20 protein-coding genes, 1 tRNA gene and 2 pseudogenes are annotated in these 24,713 nt (G+C 73.0%); 11 read left to right on the forward strand and 12 right to left on the reverse strand.

Annotated features, from left to right (window positions below):
- Window positions 1-21: 21 nt before the first annotated feature.
- From ACFYPJ_RS19775 to ACFYPJ_RS19785, 3 genes are read left to right on the forward strand one after another with little or no spacing between them, the layout of a single operon-like run.
- Complete coding sequence (locus ACFYPJ_RS19775) at window positions 22-654, forward strand: bifunctional 4-hydroxy-2-oxoglutarate aldolase/2-dehydro-3-deoxy-phosphogluconate aldolase (protein ID WP_389018477.1); 633 nt, start codon at window positions 22-24, stop codon at window positions 652-654.
- Window positions 651-1,190 (forward strand): SMP-30/gluconolactonase/LRE family protein, encoded by a 540-nt coding sequence (locus tag ACFYPJ_RS19780; RefSeq protein WP_389018480.1) that lies wholly within the window; start codon window positions 651-653, stop codon window positions 1,188-1,190. The genes ACFYPJ_RS19775 and ACFYPJ_RS19780 overlap by 4 nt, the downstream gene beginning before the upstream one ends.
- Window positions 1,187-2,206, forward strand: a complete 1,020-nt coding sequence (locus ACFYPJ_RS19785) for a sugar kinase (RefSeq protein WP_389018483.1) — start codon at window positions 1,187-1,189, stop codon at window positions 2,204-2,206. Before ACFYPJ_RS19780 ends, ACFYPJ_RS19785 begins: the two co-directional genes overlap by 4 nt.
- A gap of 252 nt (window positions 2,207-2,458) precedes the next feature.
- Here ACFYPJ_RS19785 and ACFYPJ_RS19790 read toward each other — a convergent pair whose 3' ends face one another.
- The 3 genes from ACFYPJ_RS19790 to ACFYPJ_RS19800 form a co-directional block, all read right to left on the reverse strand.
- Window positions 2,459-2,701: a hypothetical protein gene (locus ACFYPJ_RS19790; RefSeq protein ID WP_389018486.1), complete on the reverse strand. Its 243-nt coding sequence runs from the start codon at window positions 2,699-2,701 to the stop codon at window positions 2,459-2,461.
- Window positions 2,698-3,318 carry a hypothetical protein gene (locus ACFYPJ_RS19795; RefSeq protein WP_389018489.1) on the reverse strand — a complete coding sequence of 207 codons (621 nt, stop codon included), beginning with the start codon at window positions 3,316-3,318 and terminating at the stop codon, window positions 2,698-2,700. The genes ACFYPJ_RS19790 and ACFYPJ_RS19795 overlap by 4 nt, the downstream gene beginning before the upstream one ends.
- 354 nt (window positions 3,319-3,672) lie before the next feature.
- Complete coding sequence (locus ACFYPJ_RS19800; protein ID WP_389018492.1) at window positions 3,673-3,975, reverse strand: hypothetical protein; 303 nt, start codon at window positions 3,973-3,975, stop codon at window positions 3,673-3,675.
- A gap of 416 nt (window positions 3,976-4,391) precedes the next feature.
- Between ACFYPJ_RS19800 and ACFYPJ_RS19805 the strand changes: the two genes are divergently transcribed.
- The 3 genes and pseudogenes from ACFYPJ_RS19805 to ACFYPJ_RS19815 form a co-directional block, all read left to right on the forward strand.
- The gene (locus ACFYPJ_RS19805; RefSeq protein WP_389018495.1) at window positions 4,392-4,688 is read left to right on the forward strand and encodes a hypothetical protein; all 297 of its coding nucleotides are present in this window, start codon (window positions 4,392-4,394) and stop codon (window positions 4,686-4,688) included.
- Between the two features lie 295 nt (window positions 4,689-4,983).
- Window positions 4,984-6,366, forward strand: coding sequence for an L-seryl-tRNA(Sec) selenium transferase (gene selA / locus ACFYPJ_RS19810; protein ID WP_389018498.1), 1,383 nt, complete (start codon window positions 4,984-4,986; stop codon window positions 6,364-6,366).
- 4 nt (window positions 6,367-6,370) lie between these two features.
- Window positions 6,371-8,119: pseudogene (locus ACFYPJ_RS19815) on the forward strand (SelB C-terminal domain-containing protein); the annotation flags it as partial.
- 34 nt (window positions 8,120-8,153) lie between these two features.
- Here the strand turns inward: ACFYPJ_RS19815 and ACFYPJ_RS19820 are convergent.
- Window positions 8,154-8,247 (reverse strand) — tRNA-Sec (locus ACFYPJ_RS19820).
- A gap of 34 nt (window positions 8,248-8,281) precedes the next feature.
- On the opposite strand from ACFYPJ_RS19820, the gene selD reads away from it, so the two are divergent.
- Window positions 8,282-9,307, forward strand: a complete 1,026-nt coding sequence (gene selD, locus ACFYPJ_RS19825; RefSeq protein ID WP_389018501.1) for a selenide, water dikinase SelD — start codon at window positions 8,282-8,284, stop codon at window positions 9,305-9,307.
- Window positions 9,308-9,361: 54 nt separating this feature from the next.
- Here selD and ACFYPJ_RS19830 read toward each other — a convergent pair whose 3' ends face one another.
- The 8 genes and pseudogenes from ACFYPJ_RS19830 to ACFYPJ_RS19865 all read right to left on the reverse strand — a co-directional run bounded on the left by ACFYPJ_RS19830 (window position 9,362) and on the right by ACFYPJ_RS19865 (window position 18,189).
- Window positions 9,362-9,874: a DUF1707 domain-containing protein gene (locus tag ACFYPJ_RS19830; RefSeq protein ID WP_389018503.1), complete on the reverse strand. Its 513-nt coding sequence runs from the start codon at window positions 9,872-9,874 to the stop codon at window positions 9,362-9,364.
- 206 nt (window positions 9,875-10,080) lie between these two features.
- A pseudogene (locus tag ACFYPJ_RS19835) lies at window positions 10,081-10,581 on the reverse strand (twin-arginine translocation signal domain-containing protein); the annotation flags it as partial.
- Window positions 10,582-10,610: 29 nt separating this feature from the next.
- Window positions 10,611-11,897 carry a TRAP transporter large permease subunit gene (locus ACFYPJ_RS19840; protein WP_389018506.1) on the reverse strand — a complete coding sequence of 429 codons (1,287 nt, stop codon included), beginning with the start codon at window positions 11,895-11,897 and terminating at the stop codon, window positions 10,611-10,613.
- Window positions 11,898-11,900: 3 nt separating this feature from the next.
- Window positions 11,901-12,449, reverse strand: a complete 549-nt coding sequence (locus ACFYPJ_RS19845) for a hypothetical protein (protein ID WP_389018507.1) — start codon at window positions 12,447-12,449, stop codon at window positions 11,901-11,903.
- The gene (locus ACFYPJ_RS19850) at window positions 12,446-14,578 is read right to left on the reverse strand and encodes a hydantoinase/oxoprolinase family protein (protein ID WP_389018510.1); all 2,133 of its coding nucleotides are present in this window, start codon (window positions 14,576-14,578) and stop codon (window positions 12,446-12,448) included. Before ACFYPJ_RS19850 ends, ACFYPJ_RS19845 begins: the two co-directional genes overlap by 4 nt.
- Before the next feature lie 71 nt (window positions 14,579-14,649).
- On the reverse strand, window positions 14,650-16,248 hold the full coding sequence (locus ACFYPJ_RS19855; protein ID WP_389018513.1) for an FAD-dependent oxidoreductase: 1,599 nt from the start codon (window positions 16,246-16,248) through the stop codon (window positions 14,650-14,652).
- 77 nt (window positions 16,249-16,325) lie between these two features.
- Window positions 16,326-17,420 (reverse strand): LacI family DNA-binding transcriptional regulator, encoded by a 1,095-nt coding sequence (locus ACFYPJ_RS19860; RefSeq protein ID WP_389018516.1) that lies wholly within the window; start codon window positions 17,418-17,420, stop codon window positions 16,326-16,328.
- Window positions 17,421-17,619: 199 nt separating this feature from the next.
- A complete protein-coding gene (locus tag ACFYPJ_RS19865; RefSeq protein WP_389018519.1) occupies window positions 17,620-18,189 on the reverse strand; it encodes a TetR family transcriptional regulator C-terminal domain-containing protein in 570 nt (189 codons plus the stop codon).
- Between the two features lie 216 nt (window positions 18,190-18,405).
- On the opposite strand from ACFYPJ_RS19865, the gene fdh reads away from it, so the two are divergent.
- The 4 genes from fdh to ACFYPJ_RS19885 all read left to right on the forward strand — a co-directional run bounded on the left by fdh (window position 18,406) and on the right by ACFYPJ_RS19885 (window position 24,684).
- On the forward strand, window positions 18,406-21,705 hold the full coding sequence (fdh, locus tag ACFYPJ_RS19870) for a formate dehydrogenase (RefSeq protein WP_389018522.1): 3,300 nt from the start codon (window positions 18,406-18,408) through the stop codon (window positions 21,703-21,705).
- On the forward strand, window positions 21,702-22,721 hold the full coding sequence (locus ACFYPJ_RS19875; RefSeq protein ID WP_389018525.1) for a 4Fe-4S dicluster domain-containing protein: 1,020 nt from the start codon (window positions 21,702-21,704) through the stop codon (window positions 22,719-22,721). Before fdh ends, ACFYPJ_RS19875 begins: the two co-directional genes overlap by 4 nt.
- The gene (gene nrfD / locus ACFYPJ_RS19880; protein ID WP_389018526.1) at window positions 22,718-23,743 is read left to right on the forward strand and encodes an NrfD/PsrC family molybdoenzyme membrane anchor subunit; all 1,026 of its coding nucleotides are present in this window, start codon (window positions 22,718-22,720) and stop codon (window positions 23,741-23,743) included. Before ACFYPJ_RS19875 ends, nrfD begins: the two co-directional genes overlap by 4 nt.
- Before the next feature lie 338 nt (window positions 23,744-24,081).
- Window positions 24,082-24,684 (forward strand): nitroreductase family protein, encoded by a 603-nt coding sequence (locus ACFYPJ_RS19885; RefSeq protein WP_389018529.1) that lies wholly within the window; start codon window positions 24,082-24,084, stop codon window positions 24,682-24,684.
- Window positions 24,685-24,713: the final 29 nt, after the last annotated feature.

Raw genomic sequence — 24,713 nt, forward strand, 5'->3', positions numbered from 1 at the left:
ACATGGAAGGAACCTCAGTCCGTGGACCTACTGGCCGCCCTGACCGCCCGTCGCCTGCTCGCCATCGTGCGCGGAGGCAACCCGGACGCCGCCCTGCGCACCGTGCTCGCTCTGGCCGAGGAGGGCATCGACCTCATCGAGATATCGCTGAGCGGCGCCGACGCGCTCGCCGTCATCGCCCGGGCCCGGCAGGAACTCGGACCCGACCGGCCGCTGGGCGCCGGCACCGTGCTGACCGGCGCCGACGCGCAGGCCGCGCACCGGGCGGGCGCCACGTTCGTGGTCACCCCCGGTCTCGGTGACGGCGTCGACACGGCGCACCGGCTGGGGCTGCCGGTCCTGGCCGGAGTACTGACCCCGACCGAGATCATCGCCGCCCAGGCCCGCGGTGCGGTCGCCCTCAAGCTGTTCCCGGCCGGGGAGAGCGGGGGAGCGGGGTATCTGAAGGCGCTGCGCGGACCGTTCCCCCGTACGCCGTTCGTCCCGGTGGGCGGTGTCGACGCCGTCTCCGCCCGCGCCTACCTGGCCGCCGGGGCGACCGCCGTCGGAGTCGGCTCACCCCTGGTCGGCGACGCCGCCGACGGCGGCAGCCTCATCGCGCTGCGCGAGCGCGCCCGCGCCTTCCGGGCCGCCGTACCGGAGACCACCCGATGACCGGGGAACTCGTTCCCGCCCGACCCGACCGCCTGGAACCCGGCGAGGGCATCCGCTGGGCCGACGGTCACATGGTGCTCGTGGACATCCTCACCGGCCGCGGCATGTACCCGGCCCACAGCGCCCGCGGGGTCGTCCGCCGCTACCCCGTCGGCGCCGCGACCGCACGGCTCGGCACACCCGAAGTCATCGCCACGCCCCAGGACGGCAGCGCCGACGGCACGGCGGTCGACACCGAAGGCGCCTCGTGGTGCGCAGTCCGGGGCACCGGAACCCTGCGCCGCCACCTCCCGGACGGCACCCTCCTCCGGGTGCGGCGGCTGCCGGCCGCCCAGCCCGCCGGGGCGTGCCCGGCGGACGGCGTCCTCCACGTCACCACGGCCCGCACCGGACCGGCCTCGCCCGGCCCCTACGACGGCGCGATGTTCTCGGTGCCGGTCGAGATGCCGGACGAAGTGCCGGGCACGCCGACGCCCTCCTGCCGGTTCGATGTCGCGGTGTGGCCGGCGGCGCCGACCGCGGGGGAGAGCCCATGACGGCCTGGCGCCCGGCCGCGGGACGGGTCGTCTGCGTCGGCGAGACCATGGCGGCCCTGTCCCCGGACCCGGCCCGCCCGCTCGCGGACGCCGACCGGCTGCGCCTGTCGGTCGCGGGAGCGGAGTCGAACGTGGCCATGTATCTCGCGGACCACGGCATCCCGGTCAGCTGGCTGTCGGCGCTCGGTGCCGATCCCCTCGGGGACAAGGTCCGCGCCGCGGTGGCCGCGGCCGGGGTGGACGTCACCCACGTACGCACCGACCCGCACCGCCCCACCGGCCTCCTCGTCAAGAACCCCGCTCCCACCGGCACCCGTGTGCACTACTACCGGTCCGGTTCGGCGGCCTCGGCCCTGGGGCCCGACCTGCTCGACCGCGAACCCGTGCGCGGCGCCGCCCTCCTGCACCTCACCGGCATCACCCCCGCCCTCTCCCCGTCCTGCCGCGACCTGGTGGCCCGGGCACTGGCCGGAGCCGGTGCCGCGCGGCCCTACGCGGTCAGCTTCGACGTCAACCACCGTGCCGCCCTGTGGCCGGACGGCACCGCCCCGGACGTGCTGCGCACACTCGCCGACCGGGCGGACATCGTCTTCGTGGGTCTCGACGAGGCACAGGAGATCTGGGGCCCCGGGCTGACCCTCCCGGACCTGCGCCGCCTGCTGCCCGGTCCGCGGATCCTCGTTGTCAGGGACGGCGCCCGTGCCGCGACGGCCGTCAGCCGCAGCGGCACCTGCACGGTCGCGGCGCTGCGCACCACCGTGGTGGAGCCCGTCGGCGCGGGCGACGCCTTCGCGGCGGGTTTCCTGGCGTGCCTGCTCCGCGGCGGATCGATGACGCGCGCCCTCCGGCTGGGCCACATCACCGCGGTCTCCGCGCTCAAGGTGACGGGGGACCACGGCCCGCTGCCGGACGGCGGACACATCGAGCGGCTTCTCGGCCTCAGCCCCGAGGACTGGGAGCGGTACGAGGACGGGGCCGCCCCGCCCCCGTCGCGGCTGCCGGACGCCGTCCGGTGAGGTGCTTTCGGCGTCCGGCCGAACTCCCGGCCACAGCACAGCGATTACCGCTTGCGCCGTCCTCGCCGTTTGAGAGTCTTCGGCGGCCCTCCCGCCTGTACCGGCGCACAGCGAACGAAGGACTGAAGCCAATGATCCCGGCACGCTCCGGCGGCCGCCACGGGCACTGAGCCGTTCGCTCTGCACTCGGCGGTCCGACGATCCGGTGTCCGAAGACACCGCCGCATTCCTCCCACCGCCGTACCTGTGAAGTCACCCATCGTGGACACCGGCGTCCAGAACTTTGCCGTCGCCAACCTGCTCCGCCGCCCCCGTGCCGGTCGAGACCGGCTGCTTCGCCGTGTCGCCGAACACACCGATGTGCAGGGCACTGTTGGACGACACGCTGTTCACCAGGTTGTCCTTCATCTCGACGTCCTTCCCGCCGGCGATGCGCAGGCCGTTGGCCCACCACGGTGCGACCGCGGTGTTGTTGAGGATCTTCGCGCCGCTCACCTGGCTCTGGACGGCGACGGTCGAATCCTTCGCGAAGGCCGGATCAGTCCCGTGGCCGACGACGGAGAGGGAACCGGCCGGCTGGGTCCGCGGGGGCCGCACCTTGTCCAGGTCGACGGAGTCGACGTCGTAGACGGCGGCCGTGTTGGTGGAGTCCTTCTTGAGCGTGATCGTGCTGCCCGGGGTGATGGGGCTCCCCGTGACCCAGACGGGAACTCGTTGTAGAAGTGGTAGGGCGCCCGGCCTGCGTCGGGGTCGTCCGGGTCGGTGGTGGCGCCGCGGTAGTTCCACTCCTGCCGGCAGCTCAGCGGGATCGCCTGACGGAACGTGCCGTTCACGTACAGGTTCAGGGACGCTGTGATGCCGCCGCCCTGCGGCGGGTCCGGGATCGAGGCGCGTACCACGAGGGTGTTGGCATCCTGGCCCGTGCTGTTCCGCAGGGTCACTGCGTCGCCGGTGTTCTTGAGTTCGACGAGCGCGTAGCCCGAAGCCTCGGTCTCCAGGGAAGCGGCAGTCGGTGCCGGATCGCCCGGCGCCTGCGCTGGTCGTGACGGCCGCGTGGCCCTCGGTGGCGGAAGCAACGGCCAAAGTGGTGGCGACAAGTGACGCGACGCCATATGTCCATGCTGTGGGTCGCCGGAGTCTTCGGAGCAATGTGTCGCCTCTTGATGGGTTGACGACGGCGCGGCCCGACGCGTCAAGGTGGGGGCGCCTGCGCATTGGCCGACGGACGAGGGCCGGGGCACACGGTCACCGTGCGCGGGCGTGCCCTCGGGTGTGCGGTTCAGCGGGCAGGCGTGGCACGCTGTCGCCTTGGCCGGCAAGGCCGGCAAGGGCGAGCCGGGGCCCGGCCTCGTCCGCGCTGCCGGCCGCTGCGGCGCGGACCCCGATCGTGAGTTCGGAATCGCCGCAGGCCAGTACGTCGCGCTTCACTCCCACGGGCCCGGCCACGACCCCGCTGCCCGTCGGTGTCAGTAGTGCGAGCAGATCCACGTGATCTGGTCCGCGATCCAACGGCTGTGCACTTTGTCCACGCGTCCGTGGCGATCGGCCAGGGAGACGATCGCGACCCCGCCGTCCCGGTCCACCTGCCGGCAGATCTCCGCCAGATGCCGGGACACCGTGGAGTGGTCGGAATCGGTGGCGGCTCCGGAGCCGCCACCGGACGCCGTCGTCGTCGCCGAGGCGACACTTCCGGAGGTGAGGACCGCGGTCGCCGCGACGGCCACGGAGGCGAGCGCGAGGGAGGTACGGCGGGCGATGGTGCTGGTCATGGAGTTTCCTTCGCGCTGGTTCCCGGCCGGTACCGGGGGTCTTGTCGTGTGGTCGGGTGGACCGGGCCGCGACGTGCGGGTCGAGGCGGTCCTGCGAGGTGTCGCCGGGACGTGTCCTCGGTCTGCCGGGGCTCCCGCGCCGCAGGCCCGTGCCGACGGTGGCGACCGAGTGCTCAGCCACGCGGGAGCTTCGCCGCGCGGGCCCGCATCGTGGATCTCTGTGCGGTTGTCGGTGATGGCGCCGGCATCACGGACACAGTCCAACGACTCCTCGGCACTCTCGCAACCGGAGCCCGTACGTCGGACCGTGCCCGCTGCCCGCATGCCGCTGCGCGCCGCCGCATGCGTCCGCGCGCAGCGGGAACTCGGGGGGCGCCATTGACGGCACTGGACAACCTCCTGAGGAGATGAATCGGATGCTGTTGCTCGCACTGCTGCTCCTCGTGGCGACGGGCGCCTTCACCGTCCTGGCCATCGCAGGCAACCTGTCGGGTGGTCCGGACTACGCCGTGTCGGTGCTCGGCCACCACATCGCCACCCTCGGCCCGGTCGGCCTCTTCTGTTCCGGTCTCGCACTGGCGCTGCTGTTCTGCGCGCTGCTCGCCACCGTGATCAGCGGGGCCTCGCACCACCGTCGCAGGACCACACGTCCGCACAGGGCACGACACACCAGGGTCGGCCCGACGATGCCGGGACCCGACGCACGGGCCTGAGCCCGGACGTCTCTTCAGGAACCGGCGCCCGCTCGCGGCGGAGCCGTCGGATCACGATCAGGAGGTCCAGGAGCGGCCGGCAGGGCGTGGACCGGCCGCGAAGACGGCGGCGCGTGTCACCGGTGGACCGCCGCCCAGGAGAGCACTCCGGCTGCGGACGGCTGTCCAGCAGGCGCCGAAGGCCGCCGCCGCGAAGACCGGCCCGGCGTGTCGAGTGGCTTGTCCGGGGCGTGGGGCGACGATGGATATCACGGATATGCCGGATATCCGAAGACGGGCGGAGAGGCAGGGCCGGGTGGAGCCGCAGGTCGCATCGGAGCAGATCGGCGCGGGACGGACCGGGGCGGCCGCGCCCGTACCCGGAGGTGCGCACGACGGTCCCGACAGGGACGTACGGCGGCGGATTCCCCGTACCGACGTCCTGCTGCGGGAGCCGCGGCTGAGCGAGGCGGCGGGCCGGCTGGGGGCCTCGGTCGTGAAGGCCGCCGTCCGCCAGGCGCAGGAGCGTGCGCGCGCCGGACGCATCCCGCCGGAGCGGATCGGCGACGAGGCCGTCGCGCTCCTGCCCCGGACGGCGGGCGGACTGCACGCGGTGATCAACGCCACCGGGGTCGTGCTGCACACGAATCTCGGCCGGGCGGCGCTGTCCGCGGCGGCCCGGCAAGCCGTGCAGGACGCCGCGGGCCCCACCGACGTCGAACTGGACCTGGCCACCGGCGTACGGGCCCGGCGCGGGCGTACGGCGCTGCGCGCACTGTGCGACCGGGTGCCGTCCGCCGAGGCCGCGCACGTCGTCAACAACGGCGCCGCCGCCCTGGTCCTCGCCGCCACCGCACTCGCCGCCGGCAAGGAGATCGTCATCAGCCGGGGGGAGATGGTGGAGATCGGGGACGGCTTCCGGCTGCCCGACCTCCTCGTGTCCACCGGAGCCCGGCTGCACGAGGTCGGCACGACCAACCGCACCACCGCCGCCGACTACGCCGCGGCGGTCGGGCCCGGCACCGGATTCGTGCTGAAGGTGCACCCCTCCAACTTCCGTATCACCGGCTTCACCCGCGGCGCCGATGCCGGGGAACTGGCCGGGCTCGGCGTCCCGGTGGTCGTCGACATCGGCTCCGGGCTGCCCGCCCCCCATCCCGTGCTGCCCGCGGAACCCGACGCCGAGACGCAGTTGCGGGCCGGTGCCTCGCTGGTGACCGCCAGCGGGGACAAACTCCTCGGCGGACCGCAGTGCGGTCTCCTCCTCGGTGCGGAGAAGCTCGTCCGTACGCTGGCCCGGCACCCGCTGGCCCGCGCCCTGCGTGTGGACAAGCTGACGCTGGCCGCCCTGGAGGCCACCCTCACCGGACCGCCCACCCCGACCGCCGAGGCACTGTCCGCGGATCCCGAAGTCCTCCGGTCGCGCGCCGACCGGCTCGCCGCCGCCCTGAGCGCGCACGGCATCGACGCCCGGTCCGTGGCGAGCGCCGCCCGGGTCGGCGGCGGTGGAGCCCCCGGGGTGACCCTGCCCAGCGCCGCACTGTCGCTGCCGGAGCCGTTCGCCGCCGCGCTGCGCACCGGGCGCGTGCCGGTCGTCGGACGGCTGGAGGCGGGGCGCTGTCTGCTGGATCTGCGGGCGGTGCCGCCCGCGGACGACGAACGGCTCGCCGAGGCGGTCCGCTCGGCGGCGGGAGGGTAGCGGCATGCGGGTCCTGGCCACCGCCGGCCACGTCGACCACGGCAAGTCCGCCCTGGTGCGGGCGCTGACCGGCATGGAACCCGACCGCTTCGAGGAGGAGCGGCGCAGGGGACTGACCCTCGACCTCGGGTTCGTGTGGACCCGGCTCGGCGTGGGCGGGGAGCCGATCGCCTTCGTGGACGTGCCCGGTCACGAGAGGTTCGTGCCGACCATGCTGGCCGGGGCCGGACCGGTGCCCGCGGTGCTGTTCGTCGTCGCCGCCGACCAGGGCTGGCAGCCGCAGTCCGAGGAGCACCTGACGATCCTCGACGCGCTCGGGGTCCGGCACGCCGTCCTCGCCGTGACCCGCAGCGACCTCGCCGACCCTGAACCGGTCCGGGCAGCCGCCCTGGAGCGCATGGCGGCCACCTCGCTGGGGGCCGTACCGTCCGTCGCGGTCAGCTCGGTGACCGGGGCCGGGCTGCCGGAACTGCGCGGGGCACTGGCCCGGCTGGCCGCCGCGCTGCCGGTCCCGTCCGCCGACGCCGACGTGCGGCTGTGGCTGGACCGCGCCTTCACGGTGCGCGGGCACGGCACGGTGGTGACCGGCACGCTCGGCGCCGGCACCCTCCGGGTGGGTGACCGCCTGGAGACGGGCGAGGGCACGGCCGCGCTCCGTGTCCGCGGCCTGCAGACCCTCCAGGAGGAGCACCCCGCCGTCAGCGGGGTGGCGCGGGTCGCGGTCAACCTGCACGGCTCCGCGGCCGGGCGGCTGCGGCGCGGCCAGGTCCTGCTGGCACCGGGACGCTGGCTGCTCACCACCGCCGCCGACGTCCGGGTGGCCGGCGAACCGGTCGGCGACCTGCCCCGGACGGTCACCCTGCACATCGGCACCGCGGCCGTCCCGGTCACCGTCCGTCCCCTCGGCCCGGACACCGCCCGGCTGACCCTGGACCGCGGACTGCCGCTGCGCGTCGGCGACCGCGCGGTGCTGCGCGAACCCGGAGGCCGTCGGGCACCGAGCGGGGTGACCGTACTGGACGTCCGTCCACCGCCGCTGACCCGGCGGGGCGCGGGCCGGGACCGGGCCCGGGAACTGGCCGCCATGACCGGCCGGCCGGACGGTCCGGCGGAACTGCGGCGCCGCAGGCTGATCCGCCGCGGGGAACTGCTCGCCATGGGAGTACCCGCCCCGGTCCCCCCGGTCGCCGGTGACTGGCTCGCCGACCCGGCGCACTGGGCCGGACTGCGGGCACGCCTGGTCGCCGAGGTGGCCCGGTATGCGCAGCGGCACCCGCTGGAACCGGGCCTGCCCACGGAGGCGGCCCGGCACTTGCTCGGCCTGCCCGACCGGCCGCTGGTGGACGCCCTGGCCGAAGCACCCGGTGACCCTCGGCTCACCTTCCGGCAGGGCAGGCTGTACGGCTCCGAGGACCCCCGGCCCACCCTGCCGCCCGGGCTCCGGGCAGCCGTTGACGCCGTGGCCCGGGAACTCGCGGCGGCGCCGTTTTGCGCGCCGGAGGCCGACCGCCTCACCGCACTGGGCCTCACCCGCAGGACGGTGGCCGCCGCGGTCGCGGCAGGCGCGCTGCTGCGGGTCGCCGACGGGATCGTGCTGCTGCCCGGCACGGACGAACGGGCCGCCGCCGTGCTCGCCCGGCTGCCCCAGCCGTTCACGCTGAGCGAGGCCCGGCAGGCGCTGGGAACCACCCGCCGGGTCGCCGTGCCGCTGCTGGAGCACCTGGACGTCCGGGGATACACGGAACGTGTGGACGACCAGCGGCGGCGCTGCCGCGGCGGCACCGAAAGCGGAGGCGGACGGGAATCGAACCCGCCTGCCCGAGATCCTCGGGCACCTCGGTTTTGAAGACCGGGAGGGCCACCAGGCACCCACACGCCTCCATCCGTCGTCAGGCTACTCGCGCAGGAGACCGACATGACCACGACGCGCCAAGCCCCCGTACGCCTCACACAGTTCGCCCATGGCGGCGGCTGCGCCTGCAAGATCCCGCCCGGCGAACTGGAGGCCGTGCTCGGCGGCCTCACCACCCCTCGGCCCGCCCCGGCCGGGCTGCCCCTCCTGGTCGGGCTGGACACCGGCGACGACGCCGCCGTCGTCGCGCTGCCCGCGCGGGGCGACACCCCCGCGCAGGCCGTGGTGTCCACCGCCGACTTCTTCACCCCGGTCGTCGACGACCCCTTCGACTGGGGACGCATCGCCGCGGCCAACGCCCTGTCCGACGTGTACGCGATGGGCGGCCGGCCCGTCGTCGCCGTGAACCTCCTGGCCTGGCCGCGCGACGTGCTGCCGTTCGAGCTGGCACGCGAGGTACTGCGCGGTGGACTGCACGTCGCCGCCGAGGCCGGCTGCCACGTGGGCGGCGGCCACAGCGTCGACGATCCCGAACCCAAGTACGGCATGGCCGTCACCGGTCTTGCCGACCCCGCCCGGCTGCTGCGCAATGACACCGGCCGTCCCGGCATGCCGCTGTCGCTGACCAAACCCCTCGGCCTCGGCGTGCTCAACAACCGGCACAAGGCCACCGGTGAACGGTTCGAGCAGGCCATCGCCACGATGACGGCCCTCAACCGGGACGCCTGCGCCGCGGCCCTGGCGGCCGGCGCGACCTGCGCCACCGACATCACCGGATTCGGCCTGCTGGGCCACGTGCACAAGCTGGCCCGGGCCTCGCAGGTGACCGCGGTGATCGACACAGCCGCCGTGCCCTACCTCGACGGGGCACGGGAGGCCGTACGGGAGGGGTACGTCAGTGGCGGCACCCGGCGCAACCTGGACTGGGTGGCGCCGTTCACCGACTTCGGTGCGACGGACAGCGACACGCGCCTGCTGCTGGCCGACGCCCAGACCTCCGGCGGGCTTCTGGTCGCCGGTGAGGTGCCGGGGGCACCGGTGATCGGCGAACTCGTCTCCCGCGGGCCCTGCACCCTCGTGCTGCGGTGAACCCGGGGACGCCCGCCGGTCGGGCCCGGCCCGCGCGGCCGGACCTGGCGGGTCTCAACGCCGTGCGTGGCGGATCTTCAGCCGTCCGAAACCCATGGTTCCGGAGATCCGTATCCTCGGCCCGCCGGGGCGGGCAGGCTGCCGGGGCTTGTAGCGCAGGTCCTTCCACCCGGTGTGCAGGTCCTCGACCTCGACGACCGCGTCGCGGGGCACCGTGATTCTTGCCCGGCCCGTGCCGAGCTGCAGTTCGAGGTCGACCACCGGATGCTCGAAGACCGCCCGGGAAAGGTCCAGGCGCACGTTTCCGTACGCGGACTCGACCTTGAGGGTCCGCGGCACCTGCCATGCGCCGCGCCGGTGGATGCGTCCGCTGTGGGCGGCGATCGTGGACGTGCGCTCCGCTCGCTGCTCCGGCAGCGAGTCCAGAGCCGACACCAGGTCGCCGTGCGTGGTGGCGGCGAGCGTCCGGTGCAGGCGTTCGTCCATCTCCTCGTGTGAGAGGTGCCCGTCGGCGTACGCCTCCTGCACACGCTGCACGGCCGTATTGCGGTCGTCTTCGCTGATCATGGGCGGCGGGCCTTTCGCCAGAGGGTCAGCGCCCCAGTCTAGTTCGGCGTCCTGCGTGCCCGGCGAGGCCGGTGCGATCCTGCACGGTCTGCGCACCGGCGTCGCCCGGGGGGTGACCAGGTGCCGCGGCCGGCCGGAACCCGCCGTCGGATTCCGGCCGACCACGGCCGTCGGAGATTGAGGCGGCCGGCTCCGCGTCGTGGGCGGGTGAAGTGGACGCCGTCCTTCGAACGGGCCAGCCGCGTCGTCGTGTTCTCGCCGTGGAAGTACAGCCAGAACTCCTTCGCGTCCGCGTTCCACAGCACATGCGGCGACGACACATGGCTGACCGAGTAGTGCGGGTCCCACCTGTTGGAGACGATCGGGTTTGCCGGGTACTCCGTGAACGGGCCCTCCATCGAGTCCCCGTACGCCAGGCAGATACCGCCCGGCGCGTCGTGCGGCGCGTAGTACAGGTAGTAACGGCCCAGCGGCGACGCCAGCTTGTCGTACACGCCGCGCACGGTCGGGAAGATGATCTCGCCCGTCGGGTTGTACTTCAGCTGCGCGGGCGAGAGCAGGGTTCGGACGTAGGCGTAGTCGGGAAACCCGCCGGGCGCGGCGGACGCCGACTGCGCCGGCACACCGCCCAGGGCGAGCGCGGCGCCGGTGACGGCGGTGGTGCGCAGGAACATACGACGGTCGAGGCCGGACTGCGATTCGTGCATGACGGCTCCTGGAGTCGGACGGTGTCGGATCACAGAGAGGTGGCGGCGGTGACGCACAGGCCGCCGAACGCCACGGCCCACACATAGGGCAACGTCCTGACCATCACCTGCTGCGGTGAGACGCCCGCGTACTGCGCGCTCCACACCGTCTGGGTACTGGTCGGGTCGGCGACGCCGAAGACCTGGTTGTACGAGGTGGCCATGCCGAGGACGGCGACGGCCGGATAGATGCCGGTGGCGACGAGGACGCCCGCGATGCCGGCGCCGAGGCCGTACACGTTCAGCGGGCCGCGGTACAGGCACAGCGGCACCAGGACCGTGAAGACCAGCACGAACCACACGGCGTTGTGCGGACTGACCGCCTTGACCAGCGGTTGCAGCGCGTCGACCGCGCCGGGCAGTTTCACCGCGGCGAGCAGGATGCCGATCGCCACGAAGAGGGTGATCGGCGGCGCCGCCACCTCGAAACCGCCGTACAGAGTGCGCAGCAGACGCCGGTTCATCTCGCGCGGCCGGGTCGTCGTCACCAGCGCGTACAGCACGCCCGCCAACAGCGAGGGGACGATGGCCAGGTCGAAGCCCAGGGCGAGGACCAGCGGCACCACCGGGGTCAGCAGCGCGTACCACGGGGCGTCCCCGAGCATGTGGCGGTGGCCGCGCGAAGCCGGCTTCTCCTGCACCGACCTGAGCGACCAGGTGTGCTCCACGCCGCGCCGCCGCGACTCGACCAGCACGTAGGCGACCGCCGCCGCCAGCGCGAACGGGAACAGCTTCAGCATGAAGCCGCGTACCGTGTCCACCGGCAGTTCCAGCGCCGTGGAGAAGAACTGCCACACGGGCAGTTCGAACGGCATGCCCGCGGCGATGCCCATCAGGATCGTGCCCGCGGCGGTCACCTTCGGAATGCCCACCGCGACCATCGCCGGAATGCCGATCAGCCCGGCGAGCATCGCCGCGGGCGCCGACCCGGACACGGTGCCGACCAGAGCGGACACCGCGAGCACACCGAGCGCGACGATCACCGGCCGGTCACCGCCGAATTCGACGATCTTGCGGACCAGGGTGCCCGCGATGCCGGTCTCCGCCAGGAGCTTGCCCAGCCACGAACCCAGCAGGATCGCGATCATCGTGGCGGCGAGCGCGGGCGCCCCCTCCTGGAGCACCGTGTCCAGCACGCTGTTCTTGCCGGTCAGCGGTGCGCCCGCGAGGAAGGCGATCACCACGCCGAGCAGGACCAGTGCGAACGCGGTGGGCAGTTTGCGGCTGAGCATGGCGGCCACTCCGGCCACCATGACGAGCAGAATGACGACACCCATCGATCAGTTCTCTCTTTCGCAGTACGCGGCGGCCAGCGCCTCCGTGAGCAGCAAAGGGCTGCGGCCCAGGCCGCAGGCGGCACGGGCGTAGGCGTGCGCGGCGAGTTCGTCCGCGCCCGCGACATGCGCGTACAGGCGGCGCCGCCCCAGCCGCAGCGCCGTGTGCCCGAGCGCCCGCTTGAACTCGGTCCGCACCTCGGCGTGGTGGAGCCAGGCATGTGCCTGCTCATGGGCGAGGGCGGCGGCCCGTACCGACCCCTCGGGGAACCAGTTCCGCCAGCCGCGCTCGGCGACGAGCCGTTCGGCGCACTCGACCGTGTCGACGTACACCTCGACCACCGGCGGCCGCGACCGGTACCGGGCCAGCAGCCCGGCGGCCAGCCCACCGGTCCGCTCGACCACCCGCACCGGCACCGGATCGGGGGTCAGGCGCCGCCCGAACTCCTCAGCCGCCAGCGCCCATTGACGCAGCAGCAGCGGATCACGGCCCTCGTGGGTGGGGGTGCCCGCGAGCAGCCGCACCGCCAGGTCCAGGTCGTGGCCGCCGCTCATGTGCGGGACTCCACGACCGCGACCACCGGTTCGTCCGCCGCGCGCGAGCGCAACTCGCTGCGGGCGAGCGCCAGCAGGGCGTCCGGTTCGAGGACGCCGGACAGGTCCGCGATCCGGCCGCCCACGAGGAGCCGCACGGCCGGTGCCCGCACCCCGCCGTCGCCGTACGAGGTCGCGTCCCGCACCAGCGACGCCAGCGCGTCACCGGCGCCGCCCACCGTCGTGGTCGCCACCCGCGCGTCGGACACCCCGAGCCGTACCAAGCCGTCCGCGTCGACCACCCGCACCGGCTGCCGGTCCGCACGGAACCTGCGGTGCACCTCGGTGCCGTACACCGTGTAGGCGTCCGTGCCCGCCAGCACCTTCACCCGCTCCTGCCGCGCCTTCAGGCTGGTGGCGGCAGCGCGCAGCCGTTCCGTGCCGTCCGCGCGATGTGCCCGGTCCTGGGTGCGCAGCTCGGTCGCGCCGGTGGCGACCGCGCGCACCGTGTTGGTCTGCGGGTCGACCGTCACCTCCACCTCGACGCCGTCGGCGGCCGCACCCTGCGCGACGACCGCCCGCTCGGCCTCGGCGCGCACCGCGAGGATCTGCTCCTGGGAGGCACCGGGAATGATCCGCTCGACCTGTTCCCGGACGAGCGCGAGGGCCACCCCGATCGGACTGATCACCTCGCTGTGCCGGGCGATGCGCCCTTCGAGCCCGGCGGCCGCGGCCAGATGCGGGGTCACCGCCGCCGCGCCGCCGCCCCCGCCGACCAGGACGGCCGTCTCCCGGTCCAGCCGGTAGTCCCGGATCATCGTGTCCACCACCGACTTGACCTGCGCGGTCCCCGCGTCGAGCACGGCTCGCGCCGCGCCCGCCACGTCCGTGCCCAACGCCGCGGCCAGCGGAGCCAGCGCGGCCCGTGCCACCTCCTGGTCGCAGCGCGCGAAGTCGCCCTCCGGGACCCGGCCGAGCGCGTTCGCCGCGCACGTCATCGTCACGGCGAAACGGCCACCCGCCGCGTCGAGGACCAGATAGTCGTCCGGGTCACCGTCCATCGGCCGCACCGTGGCGATCCGCGCGTCGCGCAGCTCGTCCAGGGAGGCGAAACAGGCGTACGGCAGCCCCGCGATGTGCGCGCTGCGCGGCCCGACACCGACCACCCGGTTCCCCGAGATCCGCACCATGGACCCGCCGCCGACACCGACGGTCCGTACATCCAGCGCGTTCAGATACGACGTCCTGCCGAGGATCGTCGCGTGCCGCACCGCCACCTTGCCGCGCCGCACCACGCTGATGTCCGTCGACGTGCCGCCCGTCTCCAGGAACACGCCCTCGCTGATCCGTTCCTGCATGAGCGCGCCCGCGACCCCGGCCGCCGGGCCGGAGAGCACCGTCAGCAGCGGGCGGCGCCGCATCTCGTCGAGCGACATGACGCCGCCGTCACAGCGCATCACCATCAGCGGCGCCGTCACACCCGCCTTGGTGATGGACGCGTCGACCAGATCGGCGGTGGCGAGCATCCGGGGCAGGATCGCCGCGTTCACCACCGCCGTCCGGGTCCGCTTGTGCAGCCCGTACAGCGAGGTGATCTCGTGGGCCGCCGCGAGCGGCAGCCCCGAGGAGCGTGCCACGTCGAGGACGGCCCGCTCGCCCTCCGGCCGGTCGACCCCGAACGGCTCGGTGGCGACCAGGACCTGGCCTCCCCGGTCGCGCACACGGTCCACGGCCGCGCGCACCGCGTCGGCGTCGAACGGATCGGCCACATGCTCGTACGCCAGCGGAAGCCGCTTGCCCGGGGCGAGTTCGAGCTTGCCGAACGCGGCGAGCCGGCGGGTGACGACCGCACCCGGCCCGCTGCCGATCCCGATCAGCCCGACCTTCGCCACATCGCCCTCCAGCAGGGCGTTCGTGGCCTGTGTCGTGCCATGGGCCAGGAAACCGACATCGGACGGGGCACGGTCCACCTGCGCCAGGAGCTGTTCGAGCGCCTGGACGATGCCGTGCGCGACACCGTTCTCATGGTGATGGCTGGTGGGCACCTTCACCTGGCCCACCAGAGTGAGCGTCGCGGCGTCGACCGCCACGGCGTCGGTGAACGTGCCGCCCACATCGATGCCGACGCGGATGCGACGGTCAGCGGTCATGTCAGGGCACCTCCTTGTGCTTGACGTGCGTACGTTGCTGACTGAGCGGGGGGAAGCGCGGGACGACGGCGTCAGTAGCCGCGGACGTCGGGCCAGTGCCGCTGCACGCCCGCCCGCTCCAGGACCCGCCCGAACTCCTCGAACCGTTTGTCCTCGGCCTGCACCTGCTGCGGCTCGACGCCCTCGGCGAGACAGTGGGCGGCGAGCGCGCCCGCCACCTCACCGACGTTCCACTCGACGGGGTGCAGCCGGTAGCAGCCGTTGGTGATGTGGGTGGTGCCGATGTTCTTGCCGGCCGGCAGCAGATTGCGCACCCGGCGCGGCACCAGCGCCCCGAGCGGGATCTCGAACGGCACCGAGCCGATGTCGACGTACGTGTCGCCTCCCGTGGAGGGGTGCAGATCGATCCGGTAGCCGCCGACACCGACCGAGTCGCGGTAGTGGGTCGTGCCGTACGGCCCGACCACGTCGATGGCGACGTCCTGCTCGACGACCGTCGTCACCGCCTTGATCCGCCGCGACTCGCGCACATAGGCTGCCTTGGCGAGCCCGTCCGCGGTGCCGGTGACGTCCGGCCGGATCCGCAGCCCCGGGAAACCCGTGCCGCCGTCGGCGCGCGGCGCCTCCGTCTGCAGCCAGTACAGGACCGAGAGGGACAACTGCCGTGCCTCGCGCAGCGCGTCCGCCTCCTGGCCGATGTACGGCTTGAGCCAGTAGTCGTTGAGCGGCCAGTTGACGAGAGTGATGTCCGAGTCGAAGGCGCCCGGCCGGTGCAGCCTGCGTGCCAGGATCCGCCGGAACCCCCACAGCTCCTTGTCCCCGGCGTCCGCGCTCTGGTCGGCGCTGACCGCCAGCGGGTCGAGGTCCGGGTTGGGGACGAAGGTGCGGGGGACCGGTTCGAGCGTGCGCGGGTCGGGCGCCTCGAACCCGAGCAGCGGACCGGGCCAGAAACCGGGCCGGTAGCTCCGCCAGAAGTCGTAGTCCTCGGGCCGGTCGACGGTGTGGTCTTTGCCCTCGTGGTGCGAGAGCGCGAAGCACACCGTGATGCCCTGCTGGTTGTCCGGCTGCGCCTCGGCCGGTGCGTGCGGCTCCCCGAACTCGTCCTGCGCCTCGGCCCCGCTCGCGTGCTCCGCACCGGCGAGCGCGAGCAGCTCACCGGTCTCGGTGGCGTCGATGACGTACCGGGCGGAGACGGTGCTCAGGGTGCCGTCGCGCAGGTCCCGTACCGTGACGGCGCCGACGGCGTCGCCGTCCGCCTCTGCCCGGACGGCCCGGTGCTCGGTCAGGACGGTCAGCAGACCGGACGCCCGGTGCGGGGCGAGCATTCCCTCCAGCACGGCGAGCGCGACGCGCGGTTCGTGGCACAGCTTGCTCACCCGTCCCGCCCCCGGGTTGAGATCCGGGATGCCGAGCGCTTCGGAGCGCAGCGGATACCACTGGCGGTAGTACGCCCGGATGCCCTCGCGCAGGGCCCGGTAGGTCGCCGTCGTGCCGAACTGCTCCACCCAGGGGTGCTCGTCCGGCGGCACGGCCTGCGCCGTGAGCTGGCCACCGATCCAGTCGGTCTGCTCGGTCAGTACGACCCGCCGGCCCGCCCGGCAGGCGGCGAGCGCGGCGGCGACTCCGCCGAGGCCGCCACCGACGATCAGGATGTCCGGTTCGCCCATCACACTGTTCCTTGTACTCGTGACGTGAACTGCCTTGCTCGTGCGGCGGGCCGGCGTGGCGCGGCTGCCGGGTCCGGCGTTCATACGGGGCCCGCCGTCTCGCCGGTGCGGAACTCGCAAGGCACCAGGGGCTCTCTGGCCTCCTCACCGGCGACCAGCGCGGAAAGCAGCCGTACGGCCGCGGCGCCGAGCCGGTGCCGGGGGATGTCGAATCCCATCGGCACGGGCTCGGCGGCGAGGTCCGCGGGCGGGCTGCCGAGCAGCCCGAGCGAGACGTCGGCCGGGCAGGCGAGCCCGGCATCCCGCACAGCCGTGCTCAGCCCCCGCCACGCCGCCCCGGTGTCCGTCTCCTCGGCCACGAACGCGGTCACCCCGTCGGCGACCAGGGCGCGCACCCGCTCCGCCGTCATCTCGCGCTCCGGATCGGCACAGCGCAGCACCGCGTCCGGACCGGCCGCGGTGCCCGCCGCCGCGAGCCCGGACAGGAAACCCTGCTGCCGGTCCGCGGAGGCCGGTGCGTCGTCGTCCTCGCGCACCAGCACGATCCGCCGGTGCCCCAGTGCGGCGAGATGCGCCACGACGTCGCGGCTGGCGCTGACGTAGTCGGCGCCGACCCAGGCCAGTCCCTCCAACTCCTCGCGACGGCCCAGGTGCACCACCGGGAATCCGTCGGCGACCAGCCGCTTCAGCTCGGCACGCGGGACATGCCGTCCGAGGAAGAGACAGCCGTCGGCCAGCCGCACCCGGCTCAGCGCGTCCGGCCCCGCGGCGCCCGCGCCTCCGCGACTCGAACCCGTGAACAGCACCAGGTCGTAGCCCCGGGCGGCCGCCTCCTGCTCCACGCCCACCAGGAACGGGTAGTAGGAGTGCTGCACGTCGGTCGGGAACGTCGCGGTGAAGCTGAAGACACCGAGCAGGTTGTTGCGGGCCGCGGCGAGCCGCCGGGCCGCCGGGTCGGGCACGTAACCGAGACTGCGCGCCGCGTCGAGGACGCGTTTGCGGGTCTCTTCGGAGATCGTGGCCGCCTTGCCGTCGACACGCTCCGACAGGACCAGCGACACCGTCGCCTGGGACACCCCGGCGAGCCGGGCCACCTCTGCCTGCCGTGGCCGTGACGTACGGCCCGCGGGCGCCGGGTTCCGTCCCGGTTTGGCCCGCTTCCTCGGTTGCTCCACGCCTTGCGCTCCCTCACTCACCGCTTGGTAATGCGCATTACTAATACGCATTACTGCACTGTGGAGGTGACGCGGGCGTCGTGTCAAGACTCGTGCCGAGGCAGATGTGCGCCCGGAACCGCGCACTGCCCGCCTCCTGGTGGAGAGGCGGGCAGTACGGAACTCCGAGGTCGGTTCAGGCGGTCAGGGGGTCAGACGGTCAGGAGGTCAGCGAATCCAGTACGACGAAGAAGCCGTCCAGCGGTGCGCTGCTGCGAGCGACCTTCGCCTGCATCGCAGCCCCTTCCCAGGCGTTCACCAGGAAACGCGCCAGCACGGCGCTGTCCACCTCGCTCGCCAGCGTCCCGGCGGCTCGGGCTTCGTCCAGCACCGAGGCGAGAAGTGACTCCCAGTGGTCGAACCGGCCCCCCACTTCTTCCCGGATCGCCGTGCTGTGTGTGGACAGTTCCAATCCGAAGTTCCCGAACATGCAGCCCCGGGTGTAGCCGAACTGTGCCAGGTCGCTCGCCAGGTAGGCGAAGTGCCCGCGCATGCGCTCGACGGGCGGGACCGACGTGTCGGCGAGCATCGCCATCTCGCGGGTGTCGGCGTAGCGGCGCATCACCTCGATGGCCATGGATTCCTTGCTGTCGAAGTGGTTGTAGAAAGAACCCTTCGGCGTGCCGGCGGCGTCGGCGATGTCCTTGATGCCGGTTCCGTTGAACCCGTGTTCGTGGAAGCGATCAGAAGCGGCGTCGATCAGATGCTTGCGCATGCTGGGCCTGGGCATATACCACACCCCCTCCTTGTCGTACCCGCCAATATGGTCGGTCGGCTTGACTCTGTCAAGTCGACCGCCGGTACGTTGTTCCACGTCAGACGGTTCCGCGGGACCTGGGCCGACGGCAGTGGCTGCCCGTGCTCGGCGCGCCCGTCTCCAGGACTTGCGGTCGGTTCTCCGGCTTGTAGCGTCGTGAGGGAGATCCTCGTGCGAAGGAGCTGGCGCATGGGCGTGAAACGGTGGATCGACTCCTGGCCGGTGTACCGGCAGCTCACCGGCACGGACCCACTGGGCCGGGGCAAGGCGGCCGAGTCGTCCCGCTCCGCCGGCCTCGTCGGCCGTACCGAGACCGCGGACCGGATAGTGCACTCCGTGTGCCCGTACTGCGCCGTGGGCTGCGCCCAACGCGTCTACGTGAAGGACGAGAAGGTCGTCCAGATCGAGGGCAACCCCGACAGCCCGATCTCCCGCGGCCGTCTGTGTCCCAAAGGCTCCGCCAGCAAGCAACTCGTCACGGGACCGCAGCGCGAGCAGCACGTCCTCTACCGGCCCCCCTACGGCACCCAGTGGCAGCGGCTCGACCTGGAGACCGCCCTGGACATGGTCGTCGACCGGATGCTCGACGCCCGCCGCAAGGGCTGGCAGGACACCGACGCGGACGGCAGGAAGCTGCGGCGCACCATGGGCTTCGCCGGTCTCGGCGGGGCCACGCTGGACAACGAGGAGAACTACCTCATCAAGAAGTTGTTCACCGCCCTCGGTGCGTTGCAGATCGAGAACCAGGCCCGTATTTGACACTCCGCCACGGTTCCCGGTCTGGGAGCCTCGTTCGGACGTGGCGGTGCCACGGACTACCAGCAGGACCTGATCAACTCCGACTGCATCATCATCATGGGCTCGAACATGGCCGAAGCCCATCCGGTCGGGTTCCAGTGGGTCATGGAGGCCAAGGCGCGCGGCGCCAAGGTGTTCCACATCGACCCGCGCTTCACCCGCACCAGTGCCCACGCCGACCAGCACGTCACCATCAGGGCCGGGACCGACATCGCGTTCCTGGGCGGCGTGATCAACCACATCCTCACCCATGACCTGGACTTCCGTGAGTACGTGCAGGCGTACACCAACGCGCCCTTCCTGGTGAACGAGCGGTTCCAGGACACCGAGGACCTGGACGGGCTGTTCAGCGGCTACGACCCGCACACCGCCGCCTACGACGCGTCGAGCTGGTCGTACGCGAGCGTCGCCGCACGGCAGCGGCCTGGCCGGCATGCCAAGGAGACCTCCGCGCCGTACCAGCACGGAGCCAAGGGCCCCTACGTCGAGGCCGCCGGCGGCGAGATCGAGGCCGACCCCACCCTGCAGCATCCACGGTGCGTGTACCAGGTGCTCAAACGCCACTTCTCGCGCTACACGCCGGAGATGGTGGAGCGGATCTGCGGTGTGCCGCAGGAACTGTTCCTGGACGTGTGCCGGGCGTGGACGGAGCACTCCGGCCGGGAGCGGACCACCGCGCTGGTGTACAGCGTCGGCTGGACCCAGCACTCCGTGGGCGCCCAGTACATCCGGACCGGGTCGATCATCCAGCTCCTGCTGGGCAACATCGGCCGTCCGGGCGGCGGGATCTTCGCGCTGCGCGGCCACGCCAGCATCCAGGGCTCCACCGACATCCCCACCCTGTTCAACCTGCTGCCGGGCTACCTGCCCATGCCGGCCGTCGAGCACGAGAACCTGGCAGGTTACCTGGACACCGTCCGCGGGCCGCAGGAGAAGGGCTTCTGGGGCGACGCCGAGGCGTACATGGTCTCCCTGCTCAAGGAATACTTCGGCGACGCCGCGACGGCGGAGAACGACTACTGCTTCGGCTACCTGCCCCGGATCAACGGCGACCACGGCACCTACCGCACCGTGATGGACATGAACGACGGGAAGGTCTTCGGCTACTTCCTGCTCGGCCAGAACCCCGCGGTCGGCTCCGCCCACGGCCGTCTGCAGCGCCTGGGCATGGCCAACCTCGACTGGCTGGTCGTCCGCGACCTCGCCATGATCGAGAGCGCGACCTTCTGGAAGGACGCGCCGGAGATCGAGACCGGCGAGATCGTCACCGAGCGCTGCCGCACGGAGGTGTTCTTCTTCCCTGCCGCGTCGCACGTGGAGAAGTCCGGCACCTTCACCCAGACGCAGCGCATGCTCCAGTGGCGGGACCAGGCCGTACAACCCTCCGGCGACCAGAGGTCCGAGCTGTGGTTCTTCCACCGGCTCGGTGTGCGGCTGAAGGAGCGGCTCGCGGGCTCCACCGACGAACGCGACCGTCCGGTCCTCGACCTGGCCTGGGACTACGAGACCGAGGGCGACGAGCCCTCCTCGTCGGACGTGCTGCGCCACGTCAACGGCATCGACCTGCGCACCGGCCGCACCGTCGACAGCTACCTCGACCTCAAGGCCGACGGCAGTACGGCCTGCGGCTGCTGGATCTACAGCGGGGTCTACGCCGGCGAGACCAACCAGGCCCGCCGCCGCGCCTCCCGCTTCGAGACCGGACCCTACGACGCGGAGTGGGGCTGGACCTGGCCGCTCAACCGCCGCGTCCTGTACAACCGGGCCTCCGCCGACCCGGACGGCCGGCCCTGGAGCGAGCGGAAGAAACTGGTCTGGTGGGACGAGGAGGCCGGCGAGTGGACCGGCCATGACACCCCGGACTTCCAGCGGACCAAACCGCCGCACTACCGGCCGCCGGCCGGGGCGACGGGCCCGGACGCGCTGGGCGGCAGCGACGCGTTCATCATGATGCGCGACGGCAAGGCATGGCTGTACGCCCCGGCCGGACTCGCCGACGGGCCGCTGCCCACCCACTACGAGCCGCACGAGTCGCCCATGCGCAACCTTCTCTACGGACAGCAGGGCAACCCGGTGCGCAAGGTCTACGGCCGTCCCGACAACCCGTCCAACCCGGCGCCGCCGGAGGCGCACGGCCAGGTGTTCCCCTATGTGTTCACCACGGCCCGGCTGACCGAGCACCACACGGCGGGCGCCATGAGCCGGCAACTGCCGTACCTGGCGGAACTCCAGCCCGAACTGTTCGTCGAGGTGTCGCCCGAACTGGCGCGGGAGCGCGGCCTGCGCCACCTCGACTGGGCCCATGTCGTCACCAGCCGGACGGCCGTCGACGCACGCGTCGTCGTCACCGACCGCATGGCGCCGCTGCGCGTCGACGGCCGGGTCGTCCACCAGGTCTGGATGCCGTACCACTGGGGCACGGCGGGCCTCACCAAGGGTGACGTGGTCAACGACCTGATCGGCGTGGTGACCGACCCCAATGTGTTCATCCAGGAGAGCAAGGTGCTGACCTGCGACGTGCGGCCCGGGCGGCGTCCGCGGGGTCAGGCTCTGCTGGCCTACGTCGAGGACTACCGCAGACGCGCGGGCATCACCGTGGCGACCGGCACTCGCATAGCGACGGCCGGCGGCCGCGCCGAGCGCGCCCACACCGAAACGGACGATCTCGATCTGCCGCAGGAGCCGTCATGACGTCTCAGAACAGCTTCTACGGGCCGCTCGCGGACCCCGCCGGGAACGCCGGGCACCCCGACCACCCGCCGCGGATGGGCTTCTTCACCGACACCTCCGTGTGCATCGGCTGCAAGGCGTGCGAGGTGGCCTGCAAGGAGTGGAACGGCGTCCCGGAGGACGGCATCGACCTGCTGGGCATGTCCTTCGACAACACCGGGATGCTGGGCGCCAGTTCGTGGCGGCACGTCGCCTTCATCGAGCAGGAGCGCCCGCTCGGCGAGCAGGACGCGGGCCTCGCCGACCTGCCCGTCGGCCCGTCCAGCACCGAGGGCACGGCCGAGGTCGTGGCCGATGCCCTTCAAGACACCGAGCGCGGCGGCGCCGACCTCGGCACCGCCCCGGTGGACCTGGGCTTCCCCTCGTTCGACCTGCCCGGCACCGGGACGGGCGCGGAGGCCCGCACCGAGTTCCGCTGGCTGATGTCCTCCGACGTGTGCAAGCACTGCACCCACGCCGGATGCCTCGACGTGTGCCCCACCGGTGCCCTGTTCCGCACGGAGTTCGGCTCCGTGGTGGTTCAGCCCGACATCTGCAACGGCTGCGGCTACTGCGTGTCCGGCTGCCCCTACGGCGTCATCGACCGGCGGCCGGATGACGGCCGGGCCTGGAAGTGCACCCTGTGCTACGACCGGCTGCGCGGCGGCCTGGAACCGGCGTGCGCCCAGGCGTGCCCGACCGACTCCATCCAGTTCGGTCCGCTCGACGAACTGCGCGAGCGTGCCGACCGGCGACTGGCCGCCCTGCACGAGGCCGGGGTCCCCGAAGCCCAGCTCTACGGACGGGACCCCGACGACGGAGTCGGCGGCGACGGCGCGTTCTTCCTGCTGCTGGACGAACCCGAGGTGTACGGGCTGCCACCGGACCCGATCGTGCCGACCCGCGACCTGATGTCGATGTGGAAGCACGTGGGGGCGGCGGCGACGGCGCTGCTGGCCGCCTCGGCCGCGGCCTTCCTGCGCGGGGGGCGGCGATGAGCGGGGACGAGGAGATCCGGCGCGACGGGCAGCATCGCACCGGCCGGGGCCGGGACGACGACGGGAGCCGCGAGCGGTCCATGGTGCCGCGGGCGGAGTTCCGCTCGTACTACGGGCGTCCGGTGCTCAAGCCGACGGTGTGGGAGTGGAAGATCCCCGCGTACCTCTTCACCGGCGGCCTGTCGGCCGGTGCCGCGCTGCTTGCGGCCGGTGCGGACCTGACGGGGCGTCCGGAACTGCGGCGGGCGGGCCGCGTGGGCGGATTCGCCACGCTGATGGTCAGCATGTACCTGCTGGTGGCCGACCTCGGCCGGCCCGAGCGGTTCCACCACATGCTGAGGGTCGCCAAACCCAGTTCACCCATGTCCGTCGGCACCTGGATCCTCGTCGCCTACGGTCCCGGCAGCGGGCTGGCGGCCACGGCCGAGCTGCTCCCCGCCGCCCTGCGCGGCACGCTGCCCGGCCGGCTGCTGCAAGGAGCCGCCCGCCCGGCCGGTCTCTCCGCGGCCCTGTTCGCCCCCGGAGTCGCCTCGTACACGGCGGCCCTGCTCTCGCAGACCGCGGTGCCCGCCTGGCACGAGGCCCACCGCGAGCTGCCGTTCGTGTTCACCGGCTCCGCGGCGGCCAGCGCGGCCGGCCTCGGCATGGTGCTGGCTCCGGTGGCGGAGGCGGGCCCGGCGCGGCGGCTCGGCGCGGCGGGCGCGGCGGCCGAGATCGTCGCGTCCCGGCTCATCGACCGGCGCCCGGGCTTCGTGACCCAGGCGTACACCACCGGCCGGCCGCACCGCCTGCGCAGAGCCTCCGAGTGCCTGACCCTGGCGGGGGCGGTCACCGCGCTCACCCTGGCCCGCCGCAGCCGTGCGGCCGCCGCCGTGGGCGGACTGGCGCTGATGGCGGGCAGCGTCCTGCAGCGGTTCGGCACCTTCGAGGCGGGTGTGACGTCGGCGAAGGACCCCGCCTACGTGGTGAAGCCGCAACGTGAACGCCTCGACGCCCGGCGCCGGGACCAGGGAGCCACGTGACCTCGCTGGTCCACGCCCGACCGCGGGCGCCTGCGGGAACGTCCGGGACGTACGGTGCGCCGGCCTCCGCCTGCCTTGCCGCCATGGCGCTGGGACCGCGCACCGTACCTCCGTGAGCGCGTTGCACCGGCCGCACGCCGGGGCCTCGCCCCTCGACGACCGCGTGTTCAACGGGATCGCCGGGGCGTCGCGCGCCCGGGCGTACGGCCATGAGCAGCGACCGCGTGTTCAGCGTGATCGGAGCTGCGACGCCGCGCGCACCGACGTACGGTCCGGCTGCACACGGAGCGCCCCGGTCCCCGTGGCCCCACCGGGCGTTCGTGGCAGGATCTGCCCCCATGGAATTCTCCGAGGTGATCCGACGCCGTCGCATGGTCCGCCACTATTCCGACAGGCCGCTCGACCCCGAGGTCGTCGAACGGGTCCTCGCCGCCGCGCTGCGAGCGCCCTCGGCCGGTTTCTCGCAGGGCTGGGCGTTCCTCGCCCTGACCGATCCCGCCGACCGCGCCCGCTTCTGGCCGTTCGTGCCCACCCGTGTCGAACGGACCCCGACCATGCAGGACGCTCCGCTGGTGGTGGTGCCCCTGGCCCACAAGGCGGCCTATCTCGAACGCTACGCCGAGCCCGACAAGGGCTGGCAGGACCGCGCCGAATCCCGCTGGCCCGCGCCGTACTGGCACATCGACACCGGCATGGCCGCGCTCCTCATGCTGCTGACCGCGGTCGACGAGGGCCTCGGCGCCTGCTTCTTCGGCATCATGCCGGAGCACCTGCAGCCCTTCCGCACCGAGTTCGGGATCCCCGACGCGTACGACCCCATCGGCGGGATCACCGTCGGCTACCGCGCCGACGACCTCCCCGCACAGGCTCCTCAGGTGAAGGAACGCCGCCGCGGCGCGGCCGAGGTCGTCCACCGCGGGCACTGGGGCCGGCACACCTGAACCCGCTCCGGCGGGCGGGGGACCGGCAA

This window comes from Streptomyces sp. NPDC006012, assembly GCF_042871185.1.
Taxonomy (GTDB): Bacteria; Actinomycetota; Actinomycetes; order Streptomycetales; family Streptomycetaceae; genus Streptomyces.

What these genes read in the sequence shown, in the direction of transcription:
- ACFYPJ_RS19830 (WP_389018503.1), bottom strand. Translation starts at nt 9,874, where the DNA reads ATGATCAGCGAAGACGACCGCAATACGGCCGTGCAGCGTGTGCAGGAG.
- ACFYPJ_RS19850 (WP_389018510.1), bottom strand. Translation starts at nt 14,578, where the DNA reads ATGACCGCTGACCGTCGCATCCGCGTCGGCATCGATGTGGGCGGCACG.
- selD (WP_389018501.1), top strand. Translation starts at nt 8,282, where the DNA reads ATGACCACGACGCGCCAAGCCCCCGTACGCCTCACACAGTTCGCCCAT.
- ACFYPJ_RS19780 (WP_389018480.1), top strand. Translation starts at nt 651, where the DNA reads ATGACCGGGGAACTCGTTCCCGCCCGACCCGACCGCCTGGAACCCGGC.
- ACFYPJ_RS19865 (WP_389018519.1), bottom strand. Translation starts at nt 18,189, where the DNA reads ATGCCCAGGCCCAGCATGCGCAAGCATCTGATCGACGCCGCTTCTGAT.
- ACFYPJ_RS19795 (WP_389018489.1), bottom strand. Translation starts at nt 3,318, where the DNA reads ATGGCGTCGCGTCACTTGTCGCCACCACTTTGGCCGTTGCTTCCGCCA.
- ACFYPJ_RS19840 (WP_389018506.1), bottom strand. Translation starts at nt 11,897, where the DNA reads ATGGGTGTCGTCATTCTGCTCGTCATGGTGGCCGGAGTGGCCGCCATG.
- ACFYPJ_RS19845 (WP_389018507.1), bottom strand. Translation starts at nt 12,449, where the DNA reads ATGAGCGGCGGCCACGACCTGGACCTGGCGGTGCGGCTGCTCGCGGGC.
- ACFYPJ_RS19805 (WP_389018495.1), top strand. Translation starts at nt 4,392, where the DNA reads ATGCTGTTGCTCGCACTGCTGCTCCTCGTGGCGACGGGCGCCTTCACC.
- nrfD (WP_389018526.1), top strand. Translation starts at nt 22,718, where the DNA reads ATGAGCGGGGACGAGGAGATCCGGCGCGACGGGCAGCATCGCACCGGC.
- ACFYPJ_RS19885 (WP_389018529.1), top strand. Translation starts at nt 24,082, where the DNA reads ATGGAATTCTCCGAGGTGATCCGACGCCGTCGCATGGTCCGCCACTAT.
- ACFYPJ_RS19875 (WP_389018525.1), top strand. Translation starts at nt 21,702, where the DNA reads ATGACGTCTCAGAACAGCTTCTACGGGCCGCTCGCGGACCCCGCCGGG.
- ACFYPJ_RS19800 (WP_389018492.1), bottom strand. Translation starts at nt 3,975, where the DNA reads ATGACCAGCACCATCGCCCGCCGTACCTCCCTCGCGCTCGCCTCCGTG.
- ACFYPJ_RS19785 (WP_389018483.1), top strand. Translation starts at nt 1,187, where the DNA reads ATGACGGCCTGGCGCCCGGCCGCGGGACGGGTCGTCTGCGTCGGCGAG.